This window comes from Thalassobaculum sp. (assembly GCF_040219215.1).
Lineage (GTDB): Bacteria > Pseudomonadota > Alphaproteobacteria > Thalassobaculales > Thalassobaculaceae > Thalassobaculum_A.
Genome location: NZ_JAVJSX010000007.1, coordinates 324,224 through 347,790, shown reverse-complemented (window position 1 = coordinate 347,790; position 23,567 = coordinate 324,224). Strand labels below are relative to the sequence as shown.

The window sequence follows — 23,567 nt, the reverse complement described above, 5'->3', positions numbered from 1 at the left end:
TCCCGGATGGAGGCACTCGACTATCTTTCGTTCATGCTGCTCGCGCTGCTTTACGCGTTCGGCGTCCTGGTCATGGTGCCCTACACCTATGTGAACCGGCACAAGCCCTACTCCTCCTACCTGATCTCGGTCGGCTGGTTCGCCGTCTGGAACACCCTGTTCACGGTGCTCCTCGTGGCCGCCGAGGGTTCCGCCTACGAGCTGCGCAGGATCGCGACCATCGCCGGGGTCGCGACCGCCGTCATGTCCGTAGCGGCGGCCCTCCATTGCCTGGCGGCCGTCGGGCTGGCGACCGTGGACCGCCGGCAACTGCCGCGTGGAATCATGGGGTTCTTCACCTTGGAGCGCGCCGGCTACCAGCGGATGTTCCCGTTCCTGTACCGCGAGGGCCGGGCTGCGCAGCCGGACGCCCCCTTGTCTGCGGCGAAATCGCGCACGGCGCGGCCTTGAAGCCGGCGGTCAAAAGGGGCATTTCTGCTGCCTCTTTACGCGAGCGGGCCCGCCATGACCGACTACACCGACGTCGAGATCCTCGTCAGCGAGGCCGAGATCGAGCGCACCGTCGCCCTGTTCTACGGCCGCGCCCGGGAGGACTCCCTGCTGGGGCCGGTGTTCCGCGAGGCCATTCCGGATGCGCAATGGAATGCCCATCTCGCCAAGATCGCGGCGTTCTGGCGCAAGGTGCTCCGCCGGCAACCAGGCTACGAGGGCAACCCGATGCGCGCCCATGTGGCGCTCGGGGTCCTGGAGAAGCGCCATTTCGACCGCTGGCTGGCGCTGTTCGAGGCCGCCGCGCGCGAGGTCTGCCGCCCGGAGGCCGCCGACGAATTCGTCGGGCGCGCCCAGCTGATCGCCGCATCGCTGCTGCACGGCCTCGATTTCTTCCGGACCAGACAGCAACCCGCGGGGTGATTCCGTGCAGCTCAGCCAGTTCACCGACTACGCGCTGCGCACCCTGATCCTGACGGCCCTGAACGCCGACCGGCGGACCACCATCGACGAGGTCGCGACCGCCTACGGCATCTCCAAGGACCATGTCCGCAAGGTGGTCCACCAGCTCACCCGGCTCGGGTTTCTGCAGGCTACCCGTGGGCGTGGCGGCGGAATCAGGCTCGGCATGCCGGCCGATCGCATCCGCGTCGGCGATGTGGTGCGCGGCACCGAAACGACTTTCGCGATGGCCGAGTGCCTGCGCCCGGGATCCTGCGGGCCGGACGCCGGCCCGGGCGGCGGCGGCTGCCCGATCGACGGCGCGTGCCGGCTGACCGGCATGCTGCGCGGCGCCGCCGAGGCCTTCCTGGCCGAGCTCGACCGCCACAGCCTGGCCGACGTCACCGCCAACCGGGCGGCCCTGCTGGAGCGCCTGGCGCCGGCGGCGTAGCGCCGGCCCTTGCCGTCGCCCGGCCTGCGCGCTTTGATCGCCGCCGGGAGGACAGCATGCTCGAACGGGCCGACGATTACCAAGACCTGTACCGGCGGTTCCGCTGGCGGATCCCGGCGCGCTACAACATCGGCGTCGACGTCTGCGACCGGCATGCCGACGCCGGGCGCGGCACCGCGCTGATCCATGTCGGCGCCGACGGCGCGGTGACCGAGCACAGCTTCGGCGACCTGAAGCGGGCCTCGAACCGGCTCGCCAACGTGCTGGCGGCCGCCGGCCTCGGCCGCGGCGACCGGGTCGGCATCCTGCTGCCGCAGCGCCCGGAGACCGCGATCGCCCATATCGCCGCCCACAAGGCCGGCATGGTGTCGGTGCCGCTGTTCACCCTGTTCGGAGAGGACGCGCTGGCCTACCGGCTGGGCGACTGCGGGGCGGCCGCCCTGGTGACCGACCGCGACTCGCTGCCGAAGATCGAGGCGATCCGCGACCGGCTGCCGGGCCTCAGGCTGGTGCTGGTGACCGACGCGGCCGCCGACGGCGGCTGGTGGCGGGCGCTGGACCGCGCGCTGGCCGCCGCCTCGGACGGCTTCGCGCCGGTCGACACCGCCGCCGACGACCCGGCGGTGATCATCTACACCTCCGGCACCACCGGCCAGCCCAAGGGCGCCCTGCATGCCCACCGGGTGCTGCTCGGCCACCTGCCGGGGGTCGAGTTGTCCAACGAGTTCTTCCCGGCGCCCGGCGACCGGTTCTGGACCCCGGCCGACTGGGCCTGGATCGGCGGGCTGTTCGACGTGCTGCTGCCGTCGCTGCACCACGGCGTGCCGGTGGTGGCCCGCCGCTTCGCCAAGTTCGACCCCGACGCCGCCTTCGACCTGATTGCCCGGCACGGCGTGCGCAATGCCTTCCTGCCGCCGACCGCGCTGAAGCTGATGCGGCAGGTGCCGGACCCGCGGGCCCGCCACGCCCTGGCCATGCGGTCGCTCTGTTCCGGTGGCGAAACGTTGGGGGCGGAGCTGCTGGACTGGGGCCGGTCGGTGTTCGGCCTGACCGTCAACGAGTTCTACGGCCAGACCGAATGCAACCTGATCGTCGGAAACTGCTCGTCTATTCTGCCCGTGATACCGGGATCCATGGGCAAGCCGACCCCCGGCCACGAGGTCGCGATCGTCGACGCGGCCGGCACGCCGGTGACCGACGGCACCACCGGGTCGATCGCGGTCCGGCGCGGCGACCCGGTGATGTTCCTCGGCTACTGGAACAATCCTGAGGCGACCGCGGCCAAGTTCGCCGGCCCGGATCAGGAATGGATGCTGACCGGCGACCTCGGCCGGCGCGACGGCGACGGCTACCTGCACTATGTCGGGCGCGACGACGACGTCATCACCTCGGCCGGCTACCGCATCGGCCCGGGCGAGATCGAGGACTGCCTGGCCGCCCATCCGGCGGTCGCGCTGGCCGCCGTCATCGGCGTGCCGGACCCGCTGCGCACCGAGGCGGTGAAGGCCTGCATCGTGCTGGCCGAGGGCAGCGTGCCGAGCGACGCCCTGAAGGCCGAGATCCAGGACCATGTGAAGCGGCGGCTGGCGGCCCACGAGTATCCGCGTATCGTGGAATTCGTCGACGACTTGCCGATGACCGCCACCGGCAAGATCATGCGGCGTGTGCTGCGCGAACGCCACGCGGCCGGAACCCGGGGAGATCAGCCGTGAGCACCACCATCGACTACTATTTCTCGACCTCGAGCCCGTGGACCTATCTCGGCTCCGGCCGGTTCATCGAGATCGCGAAGAAGGTCGGCGCGACGGTCAACGTCTACCCGGTCGACTTCGGGCCGATCTTCGCCCAGTCCGGCGGCCTGCCGCTGCCGAAGCGGGCCCCGCAGCGCCAAGCCTACCGGATGATGGAGCTGAAGCGCTGGCGCGACTATCTCGGCATCCCGATCGTGCTGGAGCCGACGAACTTCCCGCTGACCGCGCCGCTGGCCGCCTACACCATCATCGCGGCGCGCGAGACCGGGGCCGACGCGCTGGCCCTGTCCGACGCCCTGCTGACCGCGCTGTGGCGCGACGACCGCAACCTCGGCGACCCGGACGAGGTGGTGGCGGTCGCCAACAGCGTCGGCCTGGACGGTCACGCCCTGGTCAACGCCGCCCCCGGCTATGCCGACCGCTTCAAGGCCGACACCGAACAGGCCGCCGCCGAAGGCGTCTTCGGCGCGCCGAGCTGGAAGCTGCCGGACGGCGAGATCTTCTGGGGCCAGGACCGCATCGACCTGCTGCGCTGGCGGCTCGGGGCCTGAGGGGAGCCGCCGGGCGCCCGGCCGGGCGTCGCCGCGCCGGCCGGGTCCGCGGTCAGGGGTCTACTGGCAGCGGAACCTGGCCTCGAAGAAGCCGTCCCGGGTCGTGGTCTCCAGGAGTTCGGCGTCGTTGCCGTAGTTCTCGTAGCAGAAGGTGTCGGCGCGCGACGACGCCGACGGGAAGTCCCCCGCGTCCTTGTAGGTGTAGCTGACGGTCGGGTCGATCGCGTCGGTCATCTGCACCTTCTCGCCGCCGGAGCCGGCGCAGGCCGGCAGGAAGGCGAGAGGGATCAGCAGCAGGGTCAGTCGGAGCGGGCGCAAGGCTGCCTCCATCGTTGTCGGTCGCTCCCGTCCGCACCAACCGGCGAGGCCGGGCAGCGTTCCGACGTTCGCCGCCGTCAGCCGCACTTCGTCATGTCGCCGGTCGTCCGGTAGTGGCCCCAGGCGTCGAACCGGACCAGGACGTGGCCCTTGCAGCCCTCGACCCGGACCCAGGCGTTGTAGCCGACCACCTCCGGGTCGCCGATGCCGGAGCCGGTCGGCAGCCCGGCCCAGGCCGCCCCGAAGGCGGCGTTCGAGCGCCGGCCCCATTCCTTCACGATGGTCACCGAGGTCGGCTTGTACTGGGGCGGCACCCGCGCGAGCGCACGCTGCTCGAGGATCCGCTCGCCGCTGGCGGTACCGGGATAGAAGGTGTTCGGGTCGCCGGCACAGGCCGCCAGGAGCAGGCCGGCCGCCAGGACCAGGGCCGTGGGAACGCTGCGCATGCGCGATCCTCCATGAACGGGTCGTCCCCCCGATCCATATGGGGACGCCGCGGCGCGACGGCACCTCCGCCGGGTCATTCGCCCCCTTGTTCTGTCGCCCAGGGTCAGTCGCAGCGCGTGAGGTCGGCGGTGCCGCGGTGGCCGCCGGCGCGGTCGAACCGCACCAGCACGTGGCCCTTGCAGCCCGCGACCCGGATCCAGGCGTTGTAGCCGACGATGTCGGTGTCGCCGCCCGGGCCCCCCAACGGCCCCCACTGCCGGATCACCGTCACCGACACCGGCCGGTAGGGTGCCGGCAGCCGGGCTAGCGCCCGCTGCTCCAGGACCCGGTCGGCCGACGCGGTCTCCGGGTAGAAGGCGTCCTTGTCGGCAGCGCAGGCGGCAAGCAAAAGGCCGACGGTCAGGACCTGAACGAGGCGGACGCGCATGGGCGGTTCTCCCGGCGTATCGGCTTTCGTATCATGCAATCATGTAGGCTGTTCGCCCGGACGGCACAGACGGACGCTGCCGATCGGAGCCTGCCGACAGACCCTGCCGCGCCGAACGGGAGCCCCGCCATGCCCTTCAACCCCGTTATCGCCGTCATCACCGACGAGGTCTCCGAGGACATCGACACCGCACTGGCCTTCGTCGCCGGGCACGGGGTCGACCGGGTCGACATCCGGTCGGTGGACGAGCGCAACGTGATCCTGTTCGACGACGGCGAACTCGGCGACCTGGCGGCCCGGCTGCGCGACGCCGGGGTGACGGTCGGCTGCTACTGCTCGCCGCTGCTGAAATGGCCGCGCTCCGGCGCCAAGATCCCGGAGGGCGCGAACTTCCACGGCTTCGATCCGGGCGTGCTGCCGCCCGAGGACGCGGTGCCGATGGCCTTCGACGTCGCCAACCGCCTGGGCGCCGGCCAGCTCCGGATCTTCTCCTACTTCACCTATGACGGCTTCATGCCCGAGCATCTGGACGACGACCTGGACCGGCTGCTCGACCTGGCCGAGACCCACGACGTCACCCTGGTGCTGGAGAACGAGCATGTCTGCAACGTCGCCACCCTGGAGGACCTGACCGCGGTGGTGGCGCGCCGGGCGCATCCGCGGCTGCGCGGCGTCGTCGACCTCGCCAACCACCGGGCGGCCCGGCCGCCGGCGCCGTCGGCCGAGGTCCTGGCCGCCGCCGCCCGCATCGCCGGCTGCGTCCACGTCAAGGACTTCACCGCCGCACCCCGGCGCTACGTGGCGCTCGGCGAGGGCATCGTCGACCATGCCCCGCTGTTCGCCGCGCTGCGCGAGCACGCCCCCTCGGGCGTCATGCCGGTGGCGATCGAGACCCACCGCCCGGACGACGGCCCGGCGGTCACCGCCCGATCGATCGCGGCGCTGCGCAAGATGCTGGGGTAGTGCCCGTCGCTTCGTGGGTTCCGGCTCGGTCGCACCGGGGGCGGCGCGTCCGTCCGGAATGACGAGGAGAGAGAGGCAGGCGGCTCTCCTCTCCTGTCGTCATTCCGGGCAAGCGTAGCGCGACCCGGAACCCACGAGGCGACGGACACCCCGACCGCTACGCGCCCGCCACCGCCCTGACCGCGGCGATCGCGGCGTCGATGCCGGCGTCGTCGACGTCCAGATGGGTGACCGCGCGCAACCGGGCGCCGAGCGCGCCGATCCGCACGCCGTGCTCGGCCAGCAGCCGCTTCGAGAATGCGGCGGCGTCCAGCCCGGTGCCGTCGACCGTGAAGTAGACCATGTTGGTCTCGATCTCGTTGGCCGAGACGCCGACCCCCTTCACCCCGGCGATCGCCTCGGCGAAGCGCCGTGCCCGGGCGTGGTCGTCGGCCATGCGCTCGACATGGTGCTCCAGTGCGTAGACCCCGGCGGCGGCGACGATGCCGGACTGCCTGAGCGCCCCGCCGAACTGGTGCTTGAAGCGCCAGGCCTCCTCGATGAAGTCGGCCGAGCCGGCCAGCACGCCGCCGATCGGGCAGCCGAGCCCCTTGGACAGGTCGATCCACACCGAGTCGCAGTCGGCGGCGTAGGTCGCCGCGGGGATGCCGCTGGCCACCACCGCGTTCAGCAGCCGGGCGCCGTCCATGTGCAGCTTCAACCCGTGGCGCTTCGCGGCGGCCGCCACGCCCTGCACGGTCTCCAGCGGCCAGACGGCACCGCCGCCGAGATTGGCGGTGTTCTCGATCGAGACCACCTTCTGGCGCGGCGCGTGCCGGGTCTTCGGGCGGATCGCGGCGTCGACGTCGGCGCCGGAGAAGATGCCGCGCACCCCGGGGATGGTCCGGGTCATGGCGCCGGCCAGGGCGGCCGGGCCGCCGGCCTCGAAATGCAGGGCGTGGCCGGTCTCGTCCAGGATGATCTCGTCACCCTGTGCGCACCACACCCGGTAGGCGATCTCGTTGCACATGGTGCCGGACGGCAGGAACACTGCCGCCGGCTTGCCGAGCAGCTCGGCCACCATGTCCTGCAGCCGGTTGACGGTCGGGTCCTCGTGGGCCTGCTCGTTGCCGACCTCGGCCTCGGCGATCGCCCTGCGCATGCCGGCGGTCGGGCGGGTGACGGTGTCGGAATACAGGTCGACCTTCGGGCGGGCGGGAGCGGAAGCGGCAGGGGCGGCCATGGGCGGGTCCTCGGTGATCGGGTCGAACAAGCGTCGGCCATGATAGACGCGGACCGCCGCGGTACGGCAGAGGCAAGATTGAACGCCAGCGGAACGAAGACGTACGCCCGGCCGCCGCCTCGTTGCCGACCCGGCCCGGCGCCCCCATCTGTCGGACGACAGCCACCGCCGGATCCGCCATGCCCGACCACATTCCCTCGACCCGCCGCAACCTGCCGTTCCGGCTCTCGTTGCCGGAGAACGACAAGCTGGCGATCCACGTGGTCTACGCGCTGTTCGGCCTGTCGGTGGTGTTCCAGATCCCCGGCATGCTGGGGGTGATCCTGGCCTATCTGAAGCGCGGCGAGGTCGCCGGCAGCTATCTGGAGACCCACGTCGCCTGGCAGATCCGGACGTTCTGGCTGTGGCTGCTGATGGTGGTGGCCGGCTGGCTGACCGTGATCCTGCTGGTCGGCTGGCTGATCCTGCTCGCCGCCCATCTCTGGCTGATCTGGCGGATCGTCAAGGGCTGGCTGGTGCTGGTCGACGAGCGGCCGATCGACCGGCCGGAGGCCTTCTTCTGAGGCCGGTTTCTGAGGCCGGCTAGCCGCGCAACGGCCGGTGCGGCGGCACCTTCACGGATCCTGAGCCGTCCGGGCGGCTGGACCGCCCGGCGGCGGCGATCTCCAGCAGCATCTTGCGCAGCATGGCGGTGGTGAAGCTGTCCGGCGTCGGGGTCGACAGCACGAAGGCGTAGGGCCCGCCGATCACCTGGCGCTCGAAGAACCGCTCGACGATCGGGATGGCGGCGCCGCGGGCGTGCACCAGGCCGTTGATGGTGATGCCGTGGGCCAGCGCCTCGTCGCGGTCCACGAAGGCCTCGCGGCCGAAATTGTCGATGCCGTCGGAGATCACGTTGAGGATCTGCTTGGGCGCCTGGAACGGGGCGGCGGCCAGCAGCTCGGCGCCGGCGCCGAGCGCCAGCGCGATGTCGGTCTGCGGCCGGTGCTCGACGTCGCCGCCGCTGGCCTGGTACTCGCGCAGGATGGCGACGATCCCCGCGGCGTCGGCGTCGCCGGCGATCACCGTCCACGGCACCACGACCTGGGTCCGGTTGAAGCTCGACCAGGTCATCACCGCGATCCCGATGCGGCCCAGCCAGCCGGCCCGCACCGCGGCGACGAAGCGCGGGTCGGTCAGGGCGGCGGCCAGGCTCTCGGCCTGGGCCGTGCGTTCGTCGATATCGACCGATTCCGAGCGGTCGAGCGCGACCACCATGTTGATGTCGGTGGTCCTTACGGCGTCCGGGTTCGCGGCGGTCTGGGCGAGGACGGCGTGGGCCGCGCCGGTCGACAGCAGCGCGGCGGCGGCAAGCATGCGGAACGCCCGGCGGATCATGGCCATGGTCTCCGACGGGAACCGCGATTCGCCGCGATTCCCGGCCACAGGATACACCAGGCCCGGGTCTTCGGTGAGTCCTGCCGGCACGCGGCCGCTGGGGCCAAGTCGCCGCTCAGGGCTTGCCGCCGGTCGCCTCCAGCCGGTCGATCCAGTCGTCGAGCACCTTGAGGGTGGTCGGGCTGACATGGTGCTCGATGCCCTCGGCGTCGCGGAACGCCACGGTCTCGGGCACCCCCAGCGCCAGCAGGAAGCGCAGGACCACGGCGTGCCGGGCCCGCGAATCGTCGGCCATGCGGCGGCCGGCCTCGGTCAGGAAGATCGCGCGATAGGGCTCGCTGGTCGCCAGCCCGCGGGTCTGCAGGCGCCGCACCATGGCCGCGACGGTGGCCTGCCGCACGCCCATGCGCTGGGCGATGTCGACCGCCCGGGCCTCGCCGGTGGCGTCGATCAGGTCGGCGATCAACTCGACATAGTCCTCGACCAGCTCGGTCTCGTGCGCCTTGCGCACGCCGGTGTGCTGGCGGGCGTGCTGCTCGGCGTCGATCAGCCGGCCCGGCTCGCCCGGGCGGCTGACATGGGCGAGGGCCTGGTGCTTGGGATCCGCCGTCATCGCCAGGGCCTTACAGCACTCGACGGCCAATGACAAGTTGGAGGGTCATCTTCGATTCTTAGCTTATACTAACTCCACGGCCGAGACCGCCGGCCCATCGTGAGATCGCCCGGCGTCACTCGGCGGCAGCGGCTTCGACGGCCCGTCGGGAACGGCTGCGGGTCACGATCTGGCGCCGCACGAACGCCAGGATGAAGACCGCGGTGAGCACCAGCACGATGGTCGGGGCCGGCGCGCTGTCGAGGAAGAAGCTCAGATAGGCGCCGGACAGCATCGAGGCCATGCAGACCGCGACCGCGACCAGCAGCATCCGGCCGAAGCTCCGGACCAGCAGAAACGCGACGGCGCCGGGACCGATCAGCAGGCCGACGGCGAGGATCAGGCCGGCCGCCGTCAGGGTCGCGACGATGGTCAGGGACAGCGCCGCCAGCAGCCCGTAGTGGATCCAGACGACCGGCAGTCCCGACGCCTGGGCCTGGGCCGGGTCGAAACTGTGCAGCAGGAGGTCCTTCCACTTCACGGCGACGGCGACGGTCACCGCGAGGGAGATCAGGCCGGCGGTCCAGAGCTCGTGGGGCTCGACCCCCAGCATGTTCCCGAACAGGACGTGGTCGAGGTGGACGTCGGTCTCGATGGAGACGTACAGCACGATGCCGACGGCGAACATGCCCGAGAACACCACCCCCATCACCGTGTCCCGCTTCACCCGGCTGTTATGCGACAGGTAGCCGGTGGCGAGCGCGCAGGTCATGCCGGCGGCGAACGCGCCGATGATCAGGGGGATGCCGAGGATATGGGCCAGCACGATCCCCGGCAGGACCGCGTGGCTCACCGAGTCGCCCATCAGCGCCCAGCCCTTCAGCACCAGGTAGCAGGAGATCAGGGCGGTCGGCACCGACACCAGGATCGAGATGTAGAAGGCGTTCCGCATGAAGCCGAAGCCGAAGGGCAGGAGCAGCGCGTCGAGATCGGTCACGGGGTCACCCTCCCGCGGCGCAGCGCCGCGGCCGCCTTGCGTCGCGCCGCCAGCAGGCCGTGCTTCGGCGCCAGGACGAAGGCGACCAGGAAGATCGCGGTCTGCAGCGTGACGATGATGCCGCCGGTGGCGCCGTCCAGGAAATAGCTGGCATAGGCGCCGGCAAAGGCGGTCGCCGCGCCGATCGCGACCGAGGTGACGATCAGCCGCGGAAACCGGTCGCAGAGCAGGTAGGCGGTGGCGCCCGGGGTGACGACCATGGCGATCACCAGGAAGGCGCCGACGGTCTGCATCGCCGCCACCACCGAGGCCGAGAGCAGCATGAAGAACACGGCCTTCAGCAGCCCCGGCCGCAGTCCGACCGAGCGGGCATGGTTCTCGTCGAAGAAGGTGACCATCAGGTCCTTCCACTTCGCCAGCAGAACCGCCAGGGACACGAAGCCGATGATCGCCAGCTGCAGCGTGTCGTCCGGGCTGATCGCCAGGATGTTGCCCATGGTGATGGTCTGGACGCTCACCGACATCGGGTTGATCGACACGATGAACAGCCCGAGTCCGAAGAACGAGGTGAAGATCAGTCCGATGATCACGTCGACCTTGAGGCCCGAGCGCTCGGACAGGAACAGCATCGTGGCGGCCGCCAGCCCGCCGGCGATGAACGCCCCCAGGGCGAACGGCAGGCCGAGGATGTAGGCGCCGGCGACCCCCGGCACCACCGAATGGGACAGCGCGTCGCCGATCAGCGACCAGCCCTTGAGCATGAGATAGGCCGAGAGGAAGGCGCACACGCCGCCGACCAGCGCCGAGACCCACATGGCGTTCGTCATGTAGCCGTAGCCGAAGGGCTCGAGCAGCAGGGCGCTCACGACCCCTCCTCGCTCTGCACGGTGCGTTCGCCATACTGCACGAAGGGTCGCTCGTCGTCGGTCAGGATGGTGACCGCGCGGCTGTCGGCATCGTCGTGCAGCACCTCCCCGCCCAGGGTGAAGTGCCGCAGCACGCCGCCGAAGGCACGCTCCAGATTGCTGCGGGTGAAGGTGGTCTCGGTCGGGCCGTGCGCCAGCACCGTGCCCTTCACCAGCACCGTCCGATCGCAGTATTCCGGCACCGAGCCGAGATTGTGGGTGGACACCAGCATGACCCGGCCCTCGGCCCGGAGTTCGCGCAGCAGCGTGACGATCTGCTCCTCGGTCTTGACGTCGACGCCGGTGAACGGCTCGTCCAGCAGGATCACCTGGCCGTCCTGGGCGAGGGCGCGGGCAAGGAACACCCGCTTGCGCTGGCCGCCGGAGAGCTCGCCGATCTGCCGCTCGCGGAGGTCCTGCATGCCGACGCGGGCGAGCGCCAGGTCGACCGCCTCGCGGTCCCGGGCCGACGGCCGGCGCAGAAACCCCATATGGCCGTAGCGCCCCATCATCACCACGTCCTCGACCAGCACGGGAAAGCTCCAGTCGACCTCCTCCGACTGCGGCACATAGGCGACCAGCTTGTCCTTGAGAGCCTGCTTGACGCTGCGGCCGAGCAGGCGGATCTCGCCACGCGCCACCGGGACGAACCCCATGATCGCCTTGAAGATCGTCGACTTGCCCGCCCCGTTCACGCCGACCAGGCCGGTCACCGTGCCGCGCGGGATGGCGAAGCTGGCGTCATGGACCGCCGTGTGCCCGTTGCGATAGGTCACCCACAGGTCGCGCGCCAGAATGCCACCACCCGGTCCGTCGGGCTCGGTCGACCACTGGTCGGGGGGGGAGGCCTGCTGATCGCTCTGCATGGGGTATCGCCGGGGTCCGTCGTGAAGGCGGTGGCGGAGAATGCCGTCCTGTCAGTTCGTGGCTGCCAGACCGTCCGCGATCGTCTGGGCGGTGATCTTCAGGAGGTCGAGATAGGTCGGAACCGGACCGTCAGCCGCGCTCAGTGAATCGACATAGAGGACGCCACCGTAGTTGGCCCCGGTCTCCCGCGCCACCTGCCTGGCCGGTGCCGTATTCACGGTACTCTCGCAGAACACCGCCGGGATTCGGTGGGCCCTCACCCCGTCGATCACGCCGCGCACCTGCTGTGGCGTACCCATCTGGTCGGCGTTGATCGGCCAGAGGTAGAGCTCCTTCATGCCGAAGTCCCGGGCCAGGTAGCTGAAGGCGCCCTCGCAGGTCACCAGCCAGCGCTGGCTCTCCGGGATCCGGGCGATGCGGGCCTTCAGCGGCGCGATGGTGGCCCGCAGCCGGTCCTTGTAGGCGCCGGCGTTCCGCGCGTAGGTCGCGGCGTTCCCCGGGTCGTGCCGGGCGAAGGCCTCGGCGATGTTGTCGACGTAGACCAGCGCGTTGTCCAGGCTCATCCAGGCGTGCGGGTTGGGCTTGCCCTGGTAGGTCCCCGCCGAGATCGGGATCGGGTCGATGCCGTCGCTCAGGGTGACCGAGGGCACGTCTCCGAGATTGGCCAGGAACTGCTCGAACCAGCGCTCCAGGTTCAGGCCGTTCCACAGGATGAGGTCGGCGCCGCTGGCCCGCACGATGTCCTGGGGCGTGGGCTCGTAGCCGTGGATCTCCGCCCCCGGCTTGGTGACCGACACGACCTCGGCAGCATCGCCCGCCACGTTGCCGGCCATGTCCGCGATCACCGTGAAGGTGGTGACGACCTTCATCCGGTCGGCGGCGGCGGCGGTTGCCGTGCAGGTCGCCAGCAGGCCCACGGCGGCGAGGTGCAGGAAAGGTCGGAACACGGGCATCTCCCTGGATGGGGCGCCCTCCGACGCCACCGGCGAGTTAGTAACCTCGATAACATTTAGTATCGTAGCGAGAAGTTAGCAATAGGTAACTCTGCCGCTGCGAAACACCGTCGGCGCCCCGTAGATCGCCCTGGCGACCGTCCGATCGGCCGTGTAAATTGTCGCTACTGAAGTTAGCTCAATCTAACTTGCCGAGAGCGAGAGACGGTCGATGCCCGATATGCCCCAGCGGTCCGCCCGCCCGACGCGCGCGGAAGACGGGGAATCGCCGGTCGTCGAGGGGCTGGCCCCGGTGGAGGTCCAGGCGACGGCATTCCGGCACGTGCGCGAGGCCCGGCGCAACGAACTCGTCGAGGACTACGTGGAGCTGATCGCCGACCTGGTCGACGACGGCGGCGAGGCGCGCCCGGTCGATATCGCGGCCCGGTTCGGCGTGGCCAAGCCGACGGTGAACAAGATGCTCAAGCGTCTCGCCCAGGAAGGCCTGATCACCCAGCGCCCCTATCGCGCCGTGTTCCTGACCGATGCCGGCCGGGCCCGGGCCGAGGAGAGCCGGTGCCGCCACCGCGTCGTCATCGACTTCCTCCTGGCCCTCGGGGTCAGCCGGGAGACCGCCCGCCGGGACGCCGAAGGCATGGAGCACACCGTCAGCGCCGAGACCCTGGCGGCCATGAAGGCGTACACGGCAAAGGCCTCGTAGGCGACGGCGAGGACCCCTGTCCCTGCCCGCGCCGCGCCCTCAGATGTTCGAGTCGGGGAACTCGGCCTTCTTCTTCGCGATGAACGCGACCAGCGCCTCGTCGACGGCCGGGTCGATCGCCGGGGCCTCGTACTCGTCCAGCATCTTCTTCGCCAGCGCGCCGGCGCGGGTGTTGGCGTCGCGCTCGCCCTCGGCCAGCCACTGCTCGTAGGTGTTGTTGTCGGCGATCGACGACCGGTAGAAGGCGGTCTCGAAATTCGCCTGGGTGTGGGCGCAGCCGAGGAAGTGGGCGCCCGGCCCGACCTCGCGGATGGCGTCCATCGCCTGGCCGTTTTCGCTGAGGTCGATGCCCTCCAGCATGGTCCGCATCATGCCGAGCTGGTCGGCGTCCATGACGAACTTCTCGTAGGACGACACCAGCCCGCCCTCCAGCCAGCCGGCGGCGTGCAGCACGAAGTTCACGCCGCCCAGCACGGTCGGCAGCAGGGTGTTGGCGCTCTCGAACGCGGCCTGGGCGTCGGCGGTCTTCGACCCGCACAGCGAGCCGCCGGAGCGGAACGGGACGCCGAGGCGGCGGGCCAGCTGGGCGCAGCCGTACAGCACCAGCGCCGGCTCCGGGGTGCCGAAGGTCGGGGCGCCGGACTGCATCGAGATCGACGACGCGAAGCTGCCGAAGATCACCGGGGCGCCGGGCCGGCAGAGCTGGGCGAAGGCCATGCCGGCCATCGATTCCGCCAGGGTCTGGGCCAGGGTCCCGGCCACCGTCACCGGCGACATGGCACCGGCCAGGATGAACGGCGTGACGATGGTCGCCTGGTTGGCGCGGGCGTAGTTCTTCAGGGCGCCGAGCATGGTCGAGTCCCAGACCATCGGCGAGTTGGCGTTGATCAGCGAGGTGATGACGGTGTTGTGCTCGACGAACTCGGCGCCGAACAGGATCTTCGCCATCTCGATGGTGTCGAGCGCCCGCAGCGGATGGGTGACCGAGCCCATGAACGGTTTGTCGGAATACCGCATATGGGCGTAGTTCATGTCGAGGTGGCGCTTGTTCACCGGCAGGTCGACCGGCTCGCACACGGTCCCGCCCGAGTGGTGCAGCGCCGGCGACTGGTAGGCCAGCTTCACGAAGTTCCGGAAGTCCTCGATGGTGGCGTAGCGCCGGCCGCCGTCCAGGCCGCGCACGAAGGGCGGGCCGTAGACCGGCGCGAACACCGTCGCCTTGCCGCCGATCTGCACCGAACGCTCGGGGTTGCGGGCGTGCTGGGTGAACTCGGCCGGCGCCGTCGCGATCAGCTTGCGGGCCAGGCCGCGCGGGATGTGCACGCGCTCGCCCTGGACGTCGGCCCCGGCCTCGCGCCAGAGATCCAGCGCCTCGGCGTCGTCGCGGAAGTCGATGCCGATCTCCTCGAGGATGGTCTCGGCATTGGCCTCGATGATCTGCAGCCCCTCCTCCGACAGCACGTCGAAGGTCGGCACCCGGCGCAGGATGTAGGGCGCGTAGGCGGTCTTCGGCCGGGACCGGGCGGCGCGGCGAGCCTCGCGGCCGCTGGCGGCGCCGCGGCCGCGGCGCTCGCGCGGCTCGCCGGCAGTTGCCGCGTCCGTGGCGCCGGTGGTGTCGATCAGGCCGTCGATATCGTCTGTCATGGCAGCCTCCGAGCCGCGCAGTACTCCCGAACCGGGGCGGAGTGTCCGCGCAGGGCCGGGCCGCGTCTTGCACCGGCGCGACGCCTGCAAGTCGCGCTTTGGCTACCCCGCGGCTCACGCGGCAACTCACGCGGACGTGTCGGGCCCGACGGCGCCCGCCTGTTTGACCGCCGGCATGGCCGGTGCGACACTTCGGGCGATCGGTCCGGACGGCACCGGAGTGTGGCGTGTGGGCCGAACTCAGGAGGGAAACGTCCATGCGTTCGCGTCTGACGCTCGCTTTCGCCGCTTCGCTGCTCGCCCTGTCCGCGCCGGCTCTTGCCGACAGCCCCTCGGCCGTCAGGACGGCGTCGATCCCGATCGACGATGCCCTGCCGCCCCAGGTGCTGGGCCTGATCGCCTCGGCCACGCCGATCCCGCTGACCTGCGCCGACGGCGCCTGCACCGCCCTGGTCTCGTCGTTCTGCCTGCAGGAGGACCGGCCGCCGCCGGGCGCCGGGCAGCGCTACGACACCGCCGGCGCCGGCGACGTGACCCTGCTGGTCCGCCGGACCGACGGCAGCACCACCGAGGTCTCGGCCGCCGGGCTGCTCGGTTATGTCAGCGAGGGCGACTTCACCCGCACCCGGATCGAGCTGCCCGAGAAGCGGCTGGCCTCGCTCGGCGCCGCCGAGGTGGCGGTCCGGATCGCCCCGATGGTGTCACTGATGCCGCGCATCGACCGGCCGGTGCCGGCCGCCGTCGCCGCCCGCGACGCCGAGACCGCCGAGGGGGCCGCGCGGTTCGCCGCCGAGGCGTTCTTCAGGCCCGGCAGCGAACGGGCCGACGCCGCGGTCACCATGTCCCGACTGATCAGCCTGCTGCCGGCCTCCGGCCCGGTCCGCACCCAACCGGCCGGCGCCATCGCGGCCGCCGCGAACGCGGCCTGGGGCAAGGTGCAGGCCAGCGGCGCCCTCGAGGGGGTGTCGAAGGAAGGCCTGGCGCGCGCCAGGTCGGAGGTCGACCGCTGCGCCGCCTATGCCGACATGGGTTTCAAGATCACCCTGCGCGGCTGCCTCGCGAAGAGCCACGACCGCACCATGCGCGAGGTCAACGAGGAGCTCTGGAAGTCGCAGCCGGGGTATTGATCCTTCGTGGCCGGCCTTCGGCCGGCACCTCAGGATGATGGAGAAAGGACGGCAACATTCGGCCTCCTCATCCTGAGGCGCCGCGCAACGCGCGGCCACGAAGGGCCGATGGTGACGCCCGCCCCGGTCCCGCCTACACTCCGCGCGTTTCGCAGCGGAGGCTTCCCATGCTCGACGGCAAGCGGATCCTGTTGATCGTCGGCGGCGGCATCGCCGCCTACAAGTCGCTCGACCTGGTGCGCCGGCTGCGCGAGCGCGGCGCCACGGTGCGCGGCGTGCTGACCAAGTCGGCCAAGCAGTTCGTCACCCCGCTGTCGCTGTCGGCGCTGACCGAGGACAAGGTCTACGACGCGCTGTTCTCGCTGACCGACGAGGCCGAGATGGGCCACATCCAGCTGTCGCGCTCGGCCGACCTGATCGTGGTGGCGCCGGCGACCGCGAACCTGATGGCCCGGATGGTGCACGGCCTGTGCGACGACCTCGCCTCGACCCTGCTGCTGGCGACCGACACCGACGTGCTGGTGGCCCCGGCGATGAACGTGCGGATGTGGGAGCACCCGGCGACCCGCGCCAACCTCGCCACGCTGAAGGCCCGCGGCGTGCGCGTCGCCGGCCCGAACGACGGCCCGATGGCCTGCGGCGAGTTCGGGTTCGGCCGGATGGCCGAGCCGCTGGAGATCGTCGCGGCGGCGGAAGCCTATTTCGCGGCCGCCGCCGGCCCGCTGCAGGGCCGCCGGGCGCTGGTGACCAGCGGCCCGACCCACGAGCCGATCGACCCGGTGCGCTACATCGCCAACCGCTCCTCCGGCAAGCAGGGCCACGCCATCGCCGCGGCGCTGGCCCGGATGGGGGCGGCCACCACCCTGGTGACCGGGCCGACCCGCGAGCCCGACCCTGCCGGGGTCACGGTGGTGCGGATCGAGACCGCCCGGCAGATGCTGGACGCCTGCCTGGCCGCGCTGCCGGCCGACGTGGCGGTGTGCGCCGCCGCGGTCGCCGACTGGCGGGTCGCGGCCGAAGCCGGCCAGAAGCTGAAGAAGGAGGGCGGCGGCCTGCCGACCCTGGCGCTGACCGAGAACCCGGACATCCTGGCCACCCTGTCGACGCGCGAGAACGACCGCCCGGCCCTGGTGGTCGGCTTCGCCGCCGAGACCGAGAAAGTGGTCGAGCACGCCAGGGCCAAGCGCGCCCGCAAGGGCTGCGACTGGATCGTCGCCAACGACGTGTCGCCGGCCACCGGCACCTTCGGCGGCGACGCCAACACCGTGCACCTGATCACCGGCGGCCCGGTCGAGGGCGGCGGGGTAGGGGGCGGCGGGGTCGAGGGCGGCGGGGTCGAGGATTGGCCGCGCGCCAGCAAGGCCGAGGTCGGCGAGCGACTGGCCGCCCGCATCGCCGCGCATTTCGCCGTCTGAACCGTTCCGGAGCATCGATGACCGTCGCCGTCCGCATTTCCCGGCTGCCGCACGCCGCCGACCTGCCGCTGCCGGCCTACGAGACCGCCGGCGCCGCCGGCATGGACCTGCGCGCCGCCCTGGAGGCCCCGGTCGTCCTGGCGCCGGGCGAGCGCACCGCGGTGCCGACCGGCATCGCCGTCGCCCTGCCGGAAGGCTACGAGGCCCAGGTGCGGGCACGGTCCGGGCTGGCCCGGCGGCACGGCATCGCCATGGTCAACGCGCCGGGCACCGTCGACAGCGACTACCGCGGCGAGATCCTGGTACTGCTGGTCAACCTCGGCCGGGAGCCGTTCACCGTGGCGCGCGGCGACCGCATCGCCCAGATGGTGGTGGCGCCGGTCGCGCGGGTCGCCTGGGAGGAGGTTCCGACGCTCGACGCAACCGGCCGCGGCGCCGGCGGTTTCGGTTCGACCGGCGTCTGACCCGGATTGGCAGAACCGGACGGCATGCCCAGATACACATGGTTGCCGACCAAACGACACCGATCGCCGAGGCGCCGATGCGCGAGCTGTCCGAGTCCGAGTTCCACCGCTACGCCCGCCACCTGATCCTCGACGAGGTCGGCGAGGAGGGCCAGGGCAGGCTGCTCGAGGCGCGGGTGCTGATCGTCGGCGCCGGCGGCCTCGGCGCCCCGGTCTCGATGTATCTGGCGGCCGCCGGGGTCGGCACCCTGGTGCTGGTCGACGACGACGAGGTCGACCTGACCAACCTGCAGCGCCAGATCGTGCACGCCACCGACTCCGTCGGGCACGCCAAGGTCGACTCGGCCGCCGAGACCCTGTCGCGGATCAACCCCGGGATCAACTTCGAGACCCACCGCAAGCGGCTGACCGCCGACAACGCCGCCGACCTGGTGGCCGGCTGTGCGGTGGCGGTCGACGGCTCCGACAATTTCGAGACCCGCTACCTGCTGAACGACGCCTGCCTGGCCGCCGGGGTGCCGCTGGTGGCCGGCGCGCTGTCGCGCTTCGAGGGCCAGCTGACCACCATTCTGCCGGGCGACGGCCGGCCCTGCTACCGCTGCCTGTTCCCGGAGACCCCGGACCCGTCGCTGACCCCGCGCTGCGAGGAGGCCGGCATCCTGGGCGCGGTCGCCGGGGTGATCGGCACCCTGCAGGCGGTCGAGACCCTGAAGCTGATCCTCGGCCTGGGCGAGCCGCTGGCCGGCCGGCTGATGCTGTACGACGCCCTGTCGGCGTCGATGCAGGAGGTCCGCTACCGCCGCCGCCCCGACTGCGACAGCTGCGGCGATCACGCCTGAACACCGCTCGGTGAGCCCGGCCCGGCAACCGGCGCGGCCGGCCCCGGCTTGCTCTACAATGCCGGCATGCCCCGGCTGCTCGTCACGCTCCTCACCGTCCTCCTGTTCGCGGCCCGGCCGGCCGGCGCCGCCGATCCGCGGCCGATGCCGGACGACGAGGTCGCCCGCCTGAGCGAGCTGGCGCTGTTCGGCCACGGCACCTCGCGGCTGGACGCGCTCGGCCGGCTGGCGGCGCGCGGCGAGCCGGACGTGGCGGCCACCCTGATCACCGCCATGCGCTACCGCCGCGACGTGACCCTGGAGACCCCGTTCGCCTTCCAGGCGGTCACCGGCAGCGAGGCCGGCACCTGGTTCGACGCCATGGTCTGGCAGCAGGCGCATCCCGAGATCACGCCGCATCCGAGCTACCGGGTCCTCAAGCTCAAACTGCTGGAGCGGCTCGACCCGAACTTCCTGCGGTTCCTCGGCGGCGAGCTGAGCCAGCCCGGCAAGCTGGACATCCGGCTGGAGGAGATCACCTGGGGCGGGGTGCGGGTCGACGGCATCCCCTCGCTCGATCACCCGAGGATGGTCCCGGCGGCGGAGGCCGGGTGGCTGCAGGACGACGACCTGGTGTTCGGGGTGGCGATCGCCGGCGACGTGCGGGCCTATCCGCTGCGCATCATGGGCTGGCACGAGATGTTCAACGACGTGGTCGGCGGGGTGCCGGTGGCGCTCGCCTACTGCACGCTGTGCGGCGCCGGGATCCTGTTCGAGACCCTGGTCGAGGGCCGCCAAGAGCCGCTGGTGTTCGGCTCGTCGGGCCTGCTGTACCGCTCCAACAAGCTGATGTTCGACCGCCAGACCGACAGCCTGTGGAACCAGTTCACCGGCCGGCCGGTCTCCGGCCCGCTGCGCGGCAGCGGCATCGAACTGGCGATCCGGCCGGTCGCGATCACCGGCTGGGCGGCCTGGCGGGCGGCCAACCCGGGGACCACCGTGCTGGCGCTCGACACCGGTTTCGACCGCGACTACGGCTCCGGCGTGGTGTACCGCGACTATTTCGCCAGCCCGGGACTGATGTTCCCGGCGGCGGTCGCGCCCGACACGCCGCTCGGACCGAAGGCCCATGTGTTCGGGGTGCGGGTGGCCGGGGGTGCGAAGGCCTGGCCGCTGACCGACTTCCTCGGCGGCGCGGTGGTCAACGACGCGGTCGGGCTGGAGACCGTGGTGCTGGTCGGCGAGGCCGAGACCCGCACGGTCCGGGCCTATCGGCGCGGCGACCGGGAATTCGCCGAGGGCGCGGCACCGGGAACCGTCAGCACCGGCGGGGTCGACTGGGCGGTAACCGAGGACGCCCTGGTGGCGCCGGACGGCACCCGGCTGGCCCGGCTGCCCGGCCATGTCTCCTACTGGTTCGCCTGGGACGGATACCTGGGCCGCTGACCGGCGGGTCAGGGCCCGCGGTCGAGGGTGAACAGGTGCTGCGGGGCCCCGACCCCGCGCAGGGCGTAGCGCCCGACCGACACCAGCCGCCCGGCGGCGTCGCCCGCGGCCTCCCGGAACGCCGACGACACCAGCACCGGCTGGTCGACCGACCGGCACATCGCGGCGATCCGGCTGACCTCGTTGACCGCCGGGCCGACCACCGTGAAGTCGAGCCGCTCGGCGCTGCCGATGTTGCCGTAGAACATCTCGCCGATGTGCAGCCCGAGATACATGCCGGTGACCGGCAGGCCGTCGGCGGCGCGCTCGGCGTTGACGGCGGCGATCCGCCGCCAGGTGTCCCCGGCGGCGGCCAGCGCGGCCCGGCAGGCGGCGGCCCGCTCGGCCGGCCCGGCGCCGGCCGGGAAGATCGCCAGGATGCCGTCGCCCATGAGCTTGAGCACGTCGCCGCCGACGGCGGTGATGGCGGTGATGGCGGCCTCGGAATAGGCGTTCAGCAGCGGGATGATCGCCTCCGGCTCGATCGCCTCGGTGATCCGGGTGTAGCCCTGCAGGTCGCTGAACCAGAGCACCGCGTCGATGCGGTCGGCGACGCCGCGCGAGATCCGGCCGCTCAGCACCCGCCGGCCGGCGTCGCGCCCGAGATAGGTCTCCACCAGGGTCTCCGCCACCCGCGCGAGCGACACCGACTTGACGGCCAGCGACAGGGTCGGCGTCAGCCGGACCAGGGCCGCGATGTCGGCGTCCCGGAATCCGTCCGGGTCGTCGGTCGCCCAGGACTGGTAGACGCAGTCCATCTCGCCGATCGTACCGGCGGCGGCGAACGGTTTCACGATCGCCAGGTAGTCGGTCATGCCGTCGGCGCGAAGCTCGGCGTAGTGCGGGAACTCGTGGCCGGCCGGCTCGGTCAGGCGCTGCCGCAGATGCGACCGTCCGGCCTGCAACAGGTGGTAGAACACGCTGTCGCGCCAGCGCGCGGTGGCCTGCTCGTCGGCGTCGGAGCGGCCATACTCGGTCGACTCGGCCTCGCGGCGGTCGCGGCGCCACCGGAACAGCCGGCCCTCGTAGACCGGGTGCAGGGTGTCGACGATGACCATCGCCCGAGCGACCGGCATGCCGAGGCCGGTCAGACGCTCGCACAGGCCGGCCAGGATCTCGGTCTCCTGGGTTCCGGACAGCCCGGCCTCGATCAGCCAGCCCTCCAGTCCCGCGCAGTCCGCCTGGTTCATGCCGGCCGGCTCCCGGTGCGCCTCACAGCCGCCCGCCTCACAGCCCCTCGGGCGGCTCGCCGAACGGCGGGAAGCCGGTGAGCCCGCGGGTCTCGCGCCAGTGGCCGAGCGCCCAGTGCACGCTCGGGAAGGCGATGTGGTCCCAGGGAATATCGTCCCACTCGAACAGCCCGACCTCGCGGCTCTCGGGGCCGGCCGCGACCTCCGGCGACAGCAGCCGGGCGCGGTAGATCATCTGCACCTGGCTGATGCGGGGGATGTTGTAGACGCCGATCAGCGCGTCGATCTCGATGCGGGCGAAGGCCTCTTCCCAGGCCTCGCGCCGGGCGCCCTCGATGGTGGTCTCGCGCTCCTCCATGTAGCCGGCCGGCAGCGTCCACCAGCCGTCGCGCGGCTCGATCGCCCGCCGGCACAGCAGGATGCGGTCCTCCCACAGCGCCACCGAGCCGACCACGATCTTCGGGTTGACGTAGTTGATGAAGCCGCAGTCGTCGCAGACCAGCCGCTCGCGGTCCTCGCCGGGCGGGATGCGGCGGCTGACCGGCCCTCGGGGTCGGTCGGCAGGAAGGTCGGGAGCGCTCATCCGCCCACTGTGCCGCCGCCCGCGGAACGTCGCAAGCCGGGCCGGAACGGAGTTGCCGAAGGGGAGGTGGGCGTCAGACCAGGAGATCGACGTACTGGCCGAGGAATCCGAAGGATTTGTGGAAGGACGAGGACTGCCGCTTGCCCTCGACCCGCTGGTTCCGGGCGTTCTGGTTGTCCTCTTGTGCCGCGTCGGCCTCGTCGTGGCTGTCGACCGCGCGCGCCGTGATGTTGCGAGCCCGTCCGTTGCCCGGCTCCTGGGTCGCCGGACGCGGCGCAACCACCACCGCGGTCGGTGCGTTTACCGGGATTGGACTGGTAATCGGAGGCAACATCGCGGTTCTCCTGACCGAATAATATATGCCGACGGCCGGAGAACTTCAAGATTTGAGCCGGAAAGCAGGTTTCGCCTTCAGGAGTACCCCGGGATGCGGCATCGGCCGAAACCCGGCGCCCGCTACCCGCCGGCCCGTTCCCGGGCCCGCTTGACCAGCTTCACGAGCTGAATCCGGGCGGCCTCGGCGTCGCGCACCGGCTGGTCGAACGGCAGTCGGGCGACCCGGCCGCCGAGGCGCAGGTCGGCGCCCTCGGCGTCGCAGCCGGTCATCCTCCAGCCCTCGCCGTCGAGCCCGAGCAGCACCCGGGCGTAGAGCTGGATCGCGTCGGCATGGTCCTCGTTCATGTGCGCGACCACGTCGGCCTCGCGCGCCGCCAGCGGCAGCCCGGGCTCGCCGAGCACCGCGTCGGCCGCCATCCAGTGGATCCGCCCGAAGCCGGCGACCAGATGGGCGCGCTCGACGGTCATCCGCCAGATCGCGAAGTCGCCGAAGCCGGCATAGCCGGCGGCCGACGGGTGCCGGCGCAGATAGCGCGCCCGGCGCTCGGGATCGTCGTCGCGCGCGAACCGGCCGAGCAGCGTGGCGCGGGCGCCGGTGAGCGGCTCGTCGAGCCCGGCGGTGCCGTCGACCAGGATCGCGGCGCGCGGATCGGCCTGCAGGTTGCGGGTGTGCTCGGCCAGGGTCGACACCAGCAGCAGCGGCGCCGCGTCGTGGTCGACCGCCATCAGTACCAGCGAGGCGTACGGCCAGCCGCCGGCGGGGGGCGCATCGCCGCCGGCTCCGGCGACGAGCGTGGTGGCCAGGGTGGCCCGGTCGGCGGCCCGCAGCAGGCCGCGGACGACGGCCCCGGGAGGGGCACCGGGAGGGGTCCCGGGCGTTGATGGCGGGGAAGCCGGATCGGTCATCGATTCACCTGCGGATTGCGGGCCCGTGACGGTTCAATGGGGCAAAGCGGGGGCACAGACCCTATATTGTGCCTCATTCGGGCCCAAGCGATGCCTGAAACAACCCTCATGTGGGTGCGGTAAGCGGATCCGGTTACCGCGCGCACAG

General features: G+C 71.6%; 28 protein-coding genes. 13 read left to right on the top strand and 15 right to left on the bottom strand.

Annotation, left to right across the window (positions count from 1 at the left end; genetic code table 11):
• Positions 1–6 precede the first annotated feature (6 nt).
• The 5 genes from RIC54_RS05240 to RIC54_RS05220 are packed head-to-tail and all read left to right on the top strand — an operon-like array spanning position 7 to position 3,683.
• Positions 7–450 carry a hypothetical protein gene (locus tag RIC54_RS05240; protein WP_350150774.1) on the top strand — a complete coding sequence of 148 codons (444 nt, stop codon included), beginning with the start codon at positions 7–9 and terminating at the stop codon, positions 448–450.
• 54 nt (positions 451–504) lie between these two features.
• Positions 505–912: a group III truncated hemoglobin gene (locus tag RIC54_RS05235; RefSeq protein WP_350150770.1), complete on the top strand. Its 408-nt coding sequence runs from the start codon at positions 505–507 to the stop codon at positions 910–912.
• A 4-nt stretch (positions 913–916) separates the two neighbouring features.
• The gene (locus tag RIC54_RS05230) at positions 917–1,381 is read left to right on the top strand and encodes an Rrf2 family transcriptional regulator (protein ID WP_350150768.1); all 465 of its coding nucleotides are present in this window, start codon (positions 917–919) and stop codon (positions 1,379–1,381) included.
• Between the two features lie 56 nt (positions 1,382–1,437).
• Entirely contained in the window at positions 1,438–3,093 is a 1,656-nt protein-coding gene (locus RIC54_RS05225; protein WP_350150766.1) for an acyl-CoA synthetase, read from the top strand.
• Positions 3,090–3,683, top strand: coding sequence for a 2-hydroxychromene-2-carboxylate isomerase (locus tag RIC54_RS05220; RefSeq protein WP_350150764.1), 594 nt, complete (start codon positions 3,090–3,092; stop codon positions 3,681–3,683). Before RIC54_RS05225 ends, RIC54_RS05220 begins: the two co-directional genes overlap by 4 nt.
• Positions 3,684–3,743: 60 nt before the next feature.
• On the opposite strand, the gene RIC54_RS05215 is transcribed toward RIC54_RS05220, so the two are convergent.
• From RIC54_RS05215 to RIC54_RS05205, 3 genes are all read right to left on the bottom strand, one after another.
• A complete protein-coding gene (locus tag RIC54_RS05215; RefSeq protein WP_350150762.1) occupies positions 3,744–4,001 on the bottom strand; it encodes a hypothetical protein in 258 nt (85 codons plus the stop codon).
• Between the two features lie 77 nt (positions 4,002–4,078).
• Positions 4,079–4,447 (bottom strand): hypothetical protein, encoded by a 369-nt coding sequence (locus RIC54_RS05210; RefSeq protein WP_350150760.1) that lies wholly within the window; start codon positions 4,445–4,447, stop codon positions 4,079–4,081.
• A gap of 104 nt (positions 4,448–4,551) precedes the next feature.
• Positions 4,552–4,875, bottom strand: coding sequence for a hypothetical protein (locus RIC54_RS05205; RefSeq protein WP_350150758.1), 324 nt, complete (start codon positions 4,873–4,875; stop codon positions 4,552–4,554).
• A gap of 129 nt (positions 4,876–5,004) precedes the next feature.
• Between RIC54_RS05205 and RIC54_RS05200 the strand changes: the two genes are divergently transcribed.
• The gene (locus tag RIC54_RS05200) at positions 5,005–5,838 is read left to right on the top strand and encodes a sugar phosphate isomerase/epimerase family protein (protein WP_350150756.1); all 834 of its coding nucleotides are present in this window, start codon (positions 5,005–5,007) and stop codon (positions 5,836–5,838) included.
• Between the two features lie 157 nt (positions 5,839–5,995).
• Here the strand turns inward: RIC54_RS05200 and RIC54_RS05195 are convergent, their stop codons facing one another.
• The gene (locus RIC54_RS05195; protein WP_350150754.1) at positions 5,996–7,060 is read right to left on the bottom strand and encodes a threonine aldolase family protein; all 1,065 of its coding nucleotides are present in this window, start codon (positions 7,058–7,060) and stop codon (positions 5,996–5,998) included.
• Positions 7,061–7,239: 179 nt separating this feature from the next.
• Between RIC54_RS05195 and RIC54_RS05190 the strand changes: the two genes are divergently transcribed.
• Positions 7,240–7,623 carry a DUF4870 family protein gene (locus tag RIC54_RS05190; protein ID WP_350150752.1) on the top strand — a complete coding sequence of 128 codons (384 nt, stop codon included), beginning with the start codon at positions 7,240–7,242 and terminating at the stop codon, positions 7,621–7,623.
• Positions 7,624–7,642: 19 nt separating this feature from the next.
• Here RIC54_RS05190 and RIC54_RS05185 read toward each other — a convergent pair whose 3' ends face one another.
• From RIC54_RS05185 to RIC54_RS05160, 6 genes are all read right to left on the bottom strand, one after another.
• Positions 7,643–8,443, bottom strand: a complete 801-nt coding sequence (locus RIC54_RS05185; RefSeq protein ID WP_350150750.1) for a DUF1194 domain-containing protein — start codon at positions 8,441–8,443, stop codon at positions 7,643–7,645.
• 109 nt (positions 8,444–8,552) lie between these two features.
• Positions 8,553–9,050, bottom strand: a complete 498-nt coding sequence (gene mntR / locus RIC54_RS05180) for a manganese-binding transcriptional regulator MntR (RefSeq protein WP_350150748.1) — start codon at positions 9,048–9,050, stop codon at positions 8,553–8,555.
• Positions 9,051–9,165: 115 nt separating this feature from the next.
• Positions 9,166–10,026: a metal ABC transporter permease gene (locus RIC54_RS05175; RefSeq protein ID WP_350150746.1), complete on the bottom strand. Its 861-nt coding sequence runs from the start codon at positions 10,024–10,026 to the stop codon at positions 9,166–9,168.
• Entirely contained in the window at positions 10,023–10,892 is an 870-nt protein-coding gene (locus tag RIC54_RS05170; RefSeq protein ID WP_350150744.1) for a metal ABC transporter permease, read from the bottom strand. The genes RIC54_RS05175 and RIC54_RS05170 overlap by 4 nt, the downstream gene beginning before the upstream one ends.
• A complete protein-coding gene (locus tag RIC54_RS05165) occupies positions 10,889–11,797 on the bottom strand; it encodes a manganese/iron ABC transporter ATP-binding protein (RefSeq protein WP_350150742.1) in 909 nt (302 codons plus the stop codon). The genes RIC54_RS05170 and RIC54_RS05165 overlap by 4 nt, the downstream gene beginning before the upstream one ends.
• 51 nt (positions 11,798–11,848) lie before the next feature.
• The gene (locus RIC54_RS05160) at positions 11,849–12,745 is read right to left on the bottom strand and encodes a metal ABC transporter substrate-binding protein (RefSeq protein WP_350150740.1); all 897 of its coding nucleotides are present in this window, start codon (positions 12,743–12,745) and stop codon (positions 11,849–11,851) included.
• Between the two features lie 217 nt (positions 12,746–12,962).
• Here RIC54_RS05160 and mntR (RIC54_RS05155) point away from each other — a divergent pair, with 217 nt between their 5' ends.
• Positions 12,963–13,451 carry a manganese-binding transcriptional regulator MntR gene (mntR, locus tag RIC54_RS05155; RefSeq protein WP_350150738.1) on the top strand — a complete coding sequence of 163 codons (489 nt, stop codon included), beginning with the start codon at positions 12,963–12,965 and terminating at the stop codon, positions 13,449–13,451.
• Positions 13,452–13,490: 39 nt separating this feature from the next.
• Here the strand turns inward: mntR (RIC54_RS05155) and RIC54_RS05150 are convergent, their stop codons facing one another.
• On the bottom strand, positions 13,491–15,095 hold the full coding sequence (locus RIC54_RS05150) for a trimethylamine methyltransferase family protein (RefSeq protein WP_350150736.1): 1,605 nt from the start codon (positions 15,093–15,095) through the stop codon (positions 13,491–13,493).
• A gap of 257 nt (positions 15,096–15,352) precedes the next feature.
• Here RIC54_RS05150 and RIC54_RS05145 point away from each other — a divergent pair, with 257 nt between their 5' ends.
• The 5 genes from RIC54_RS05145 to RIC54_RS05125 all read left to right on the top strand — a co-directional run bounded on the left by RIC54_RS05145 (position 15,353) and on the right by RIC54_RS05125 (position 20,365).
• On the top strand, positions 15,353–16,222 hold the full coding sequence (locus tag RIC54_RS05145; RefSeq protein ID WP_350150734.1) for a hypothetical protein: 870 nt from the start codon (positions 15,353–15,355) through the stop codon (positions 16,220–16,222).
• Between the two features lie 167 nt (positions 16,223–16,389).
• Positions 16,390–17,637, top strand: coding sequence for a bifunctional phosphopantothenoylcysteine decarboxylase/phosphopantothenate--cysteine ligase CoaBC (gene coaBC / locus RIC54_RS05140; RefSeq protein ID WP_350150732.1), 1,248 nt, complete (start codon positions 16,390–16,392; stop codon positions 17,635–17,637).
• 17 nt (positions 17,638–17,654) lie between these two features.
• The gene (gene dut / locus RIC54_RS05135; protein ID WP_350150730.1) at positions 17,655–18,101 is read left to right on the top strand and encodes a dUTP diphosphatase; all 447 of its coding nucleotides are present in this window, start codon (positions 17,655–17,657) and stop codon (positions 18,099–18,101) included.
• Between the two features lie 38 nt (positions 18,102–18,139).
• Positions 18,140–18,940, top strand: a complete 801-nt coding sequence (locus RIC54_RS05130; protein WP_350150728.1) for a HesA/MoeB/ThiF family protein — start codon at positions 18,140–18,142, stop codon at positions 18,938–18,940.
• A 66-nt stretch (positions 18,941–19,006) separates the two neighbouring features.
• A complete protein-coding gene (locus tag RIC54_RS05125; RefSeq protein WP_350150726.1) occupies positions 19,007–20,365 on the top strand; it encodes a DUF3179 domain-containing protein in 1,359 nt (452 codons plus the stop codon).
• A gap of 8 nt (positions 20,366–20,373) precedes the next feature.
• Here RIC54_RS05125 and RIC54_RS05120 read toward each other — a convergent pair whose 3' ends face one another.
• The 4 genes from RIC54_RS05120 to RIC54_RS05105 all read right to left on the bottom strand — a co-directional run bounded on the left by RIC54_RS05120 (position 20,374) and on the right by RIC54_RS05105 (position 23,419).
• Complete coding sequence (locus tag RIC54_RS05120; RefSeq protein WP_350150724.1) at positions 20,374–21,594, bottom strand: adenylate/guanylate cyclase domain-containing protein; 1,221 nt, start codon at positions 21,592–21,594, stop codon at positions 20,374–20,376.
• 37 nt (positions 21,595–21,631) lie between these two features.
• Positions 21,632–22,177 (bottom strand): NUDIX hydrolase, encoded by a 546-nt coding sequence (locus RIC54_RS05115; RefSeq protein ID WP_350150722.1) that lies wholly within the window; start codon positions 22,175–22,177, stop codon positions 21,632–21,634.
• A gap of 73 nt (positions 22,178–22,250) precedes the next feature.
• A complete protein-coding gene (locus tag RIC54_RS05110; RefSeq protein WP_350150720.1) occupies positions 22,251–22,511 on the bottom strand; it encodes a hypothetical protein in 261 nt (86 codons plus the stop codon).
• Positions 22,512–22,633: 122 nt separating this feature from the next.
• Complete coding sequence (locus tag RIC54_RS05105) at positions 22,634–23,419, bottom strand: HugZ family pyridoxamine 5'-phosphate oxidase (protein ID WP_350150718.1); 786 nt, start codon at positions 23,417–23,419, stop codon at positions 22,634–22,636.
• Between the last annotated feature and the right edge of the window lie 148 nt (positions 23,420–23,567).

What these genes read in the sequence shown, in the direction of transcription:
- RIC54_RS05125 (WP_350150726.1), top strand. Translation starts at nt 19,007, where the DNA reads ATGCCCCGGCTGCTCGTCACGCTCCTCACCGTCCTCCTGTTCGCGGCC.
- RIC54_RS05210 (WP_350150760.1), bottom strand. Translation starts at nt 4,447, where the DNA reads ATGCGCAGCGTTCCCACGGCCCTGGTCCTGGCGGCCGGCCTGCTCCTG.
- RIC54_RS05130 (WP_350150728.1), top strand. Translation starts at nt 18,140, where the DNA reads ATGGTTGCCGACCAAACGACACCGATCGCCGAGGCGCCGATGCGCGAG.
- RIC54_RS05195 (WP_350150754.1), bottom strand. Translation starts at nt 7,060, where the DNA reads ATGGCCGCCCCTGCCGCTTCCGCTCCCGCCCGCCCGAAGGTCGACCTG.
- RIC54_RS05165 (WP_350150742.1), bottom strand. Translation starts at nt 11,797, where the DNA reads ATGCAGAGCGATCAGCAGGCCTCCCCCCCCGACCAGTGGTCGACCGAG.
- RIC54_RS05150 (WP_350150736.1), bottom strand. Translation starts at nt 15,095, where the DNA reads ATGACAGACGATATCGACGGCCTGATCGACACCACCGGCGCCACGGAC.
- dut (WP_350150730.1), top strand. Translation starts at nt 17,655, where the DNA reads ATGACCGTCGCCGTCCGCATTTCCCGGCTGCCGCACGCCGCCGACCTG.
- RIC54_RS05235 (WP_350150770.1), top strand. Translation starts at nt 505, where the DNA reads ATGACCGACTACACCGACGTCGAGATCCTCGTCAGCGAGGCCGAGATC.
- RIC54_RS05225 (WP_350150766.1), top strand. Translation starts at nt 1,438, where the DNA reads ATGCTCGAACGGGCCGACGATTACCAAGACCTGTACCGGCGGTTCCGC.
- coaBC (WP_350150732.1), top strand. Translation starts at nt 16,390, where the DNA reads ATGCTCGACGGCAAGCGGATCCTGTTGATCGTCGGCGGCGGCATCGCC.
- RIC54_RS05145 (WP_350150734.1), top strand. Translation starts at nt 15,353, where the DNA reads ATGCGTTCGCGTCTGACGCTCGCTTTCGCCGCTTCGCTGCTCGCCCTG.
- RIC54_RS05205 (WP_350150758.1), bottom strand. Translation starts at nt 4,875, where the DNA reads ATGCGCGTCCGCCTCGTTCAGGTCCTGACCGTCGGCCTTTTGCTTGCC.
- RIC54_RS05190 (WP_350150752.1), top strand. Translation starts at nt 7,240, where the DNA reads ATGCCCGACCACATTCCCTCGACCCGCCGCAACCTGCCGTTCCGGCTC.
- mntR (WP_350150738.1), top strand. Translation starts at nt 12,963, where the DNA reads ATGCCCGATATGCCCCAGCGGTCCGCCCGCCCGACGCGCGCGGAAGAC.
- mntR (WP_350150748.1), bottom strand. Translation starts at nt 9,050, where the DNA reads ATGACGGCGGATCCCAAGCACCAGGCCCTCGCCCATGTCAGCCGCCCG.
- RIC54_RS05120 (WP_350150724.1), bottom strand. Translation starts at nt 21,594, where the DNA reads ATGAACCAGGCGGACTGCGCGGGACTGGAGGGCTGGCTGATCGAGGCC.
- RIC54_RS05115 (WP_350150722.1), bottom strand. Translation starts at nt 22,177, where the DNA reads ATGAGCGCTCCCGACCTTCCTGCCGACCGACCCCGAGGGCCGGTCAGC.
- RIC54_RS05240 (WP_350150774.1), top strand. Translation starts at nt 7, where the DNA reads ATGGAGGCACTCGACTATCTTTCGTTCATGCTGCTCGCGCTGCTTTAC.
- RIC54_RS05200 (WP_350150756.1), top strand. Translation starts at nt 5,005, where the DNA reads ATGCCCTTCAACCCCGTTATCGCCGTCATCACCGACGAGGTCTCCGAG.
- RIC54_RS05105 (WP_350150718.1), bottom strand. Translation starts at nt 23,419, where the DNA reads ATGACCGATCCGGCTTCCCCGCCATCAACGCCCGGGACCCCTCCCGGT.
- RIC54_RS05185 (WP_350150750.1), bottom strand. Translation starts at nt 8,443, where the DNA reads ATGGCCATGATCCGCCGGGCGTTCCGCATGCTTGCCGCCGCCGCGCTG.
- RIC54_RS05110 (WP_350150720.1), bottom strand. Translation starts at nt 22,511, where the DNA reads ATGTTGCCTCCGATTACCAGTCCAATCCCGGTAAACGCACCGACCGCG.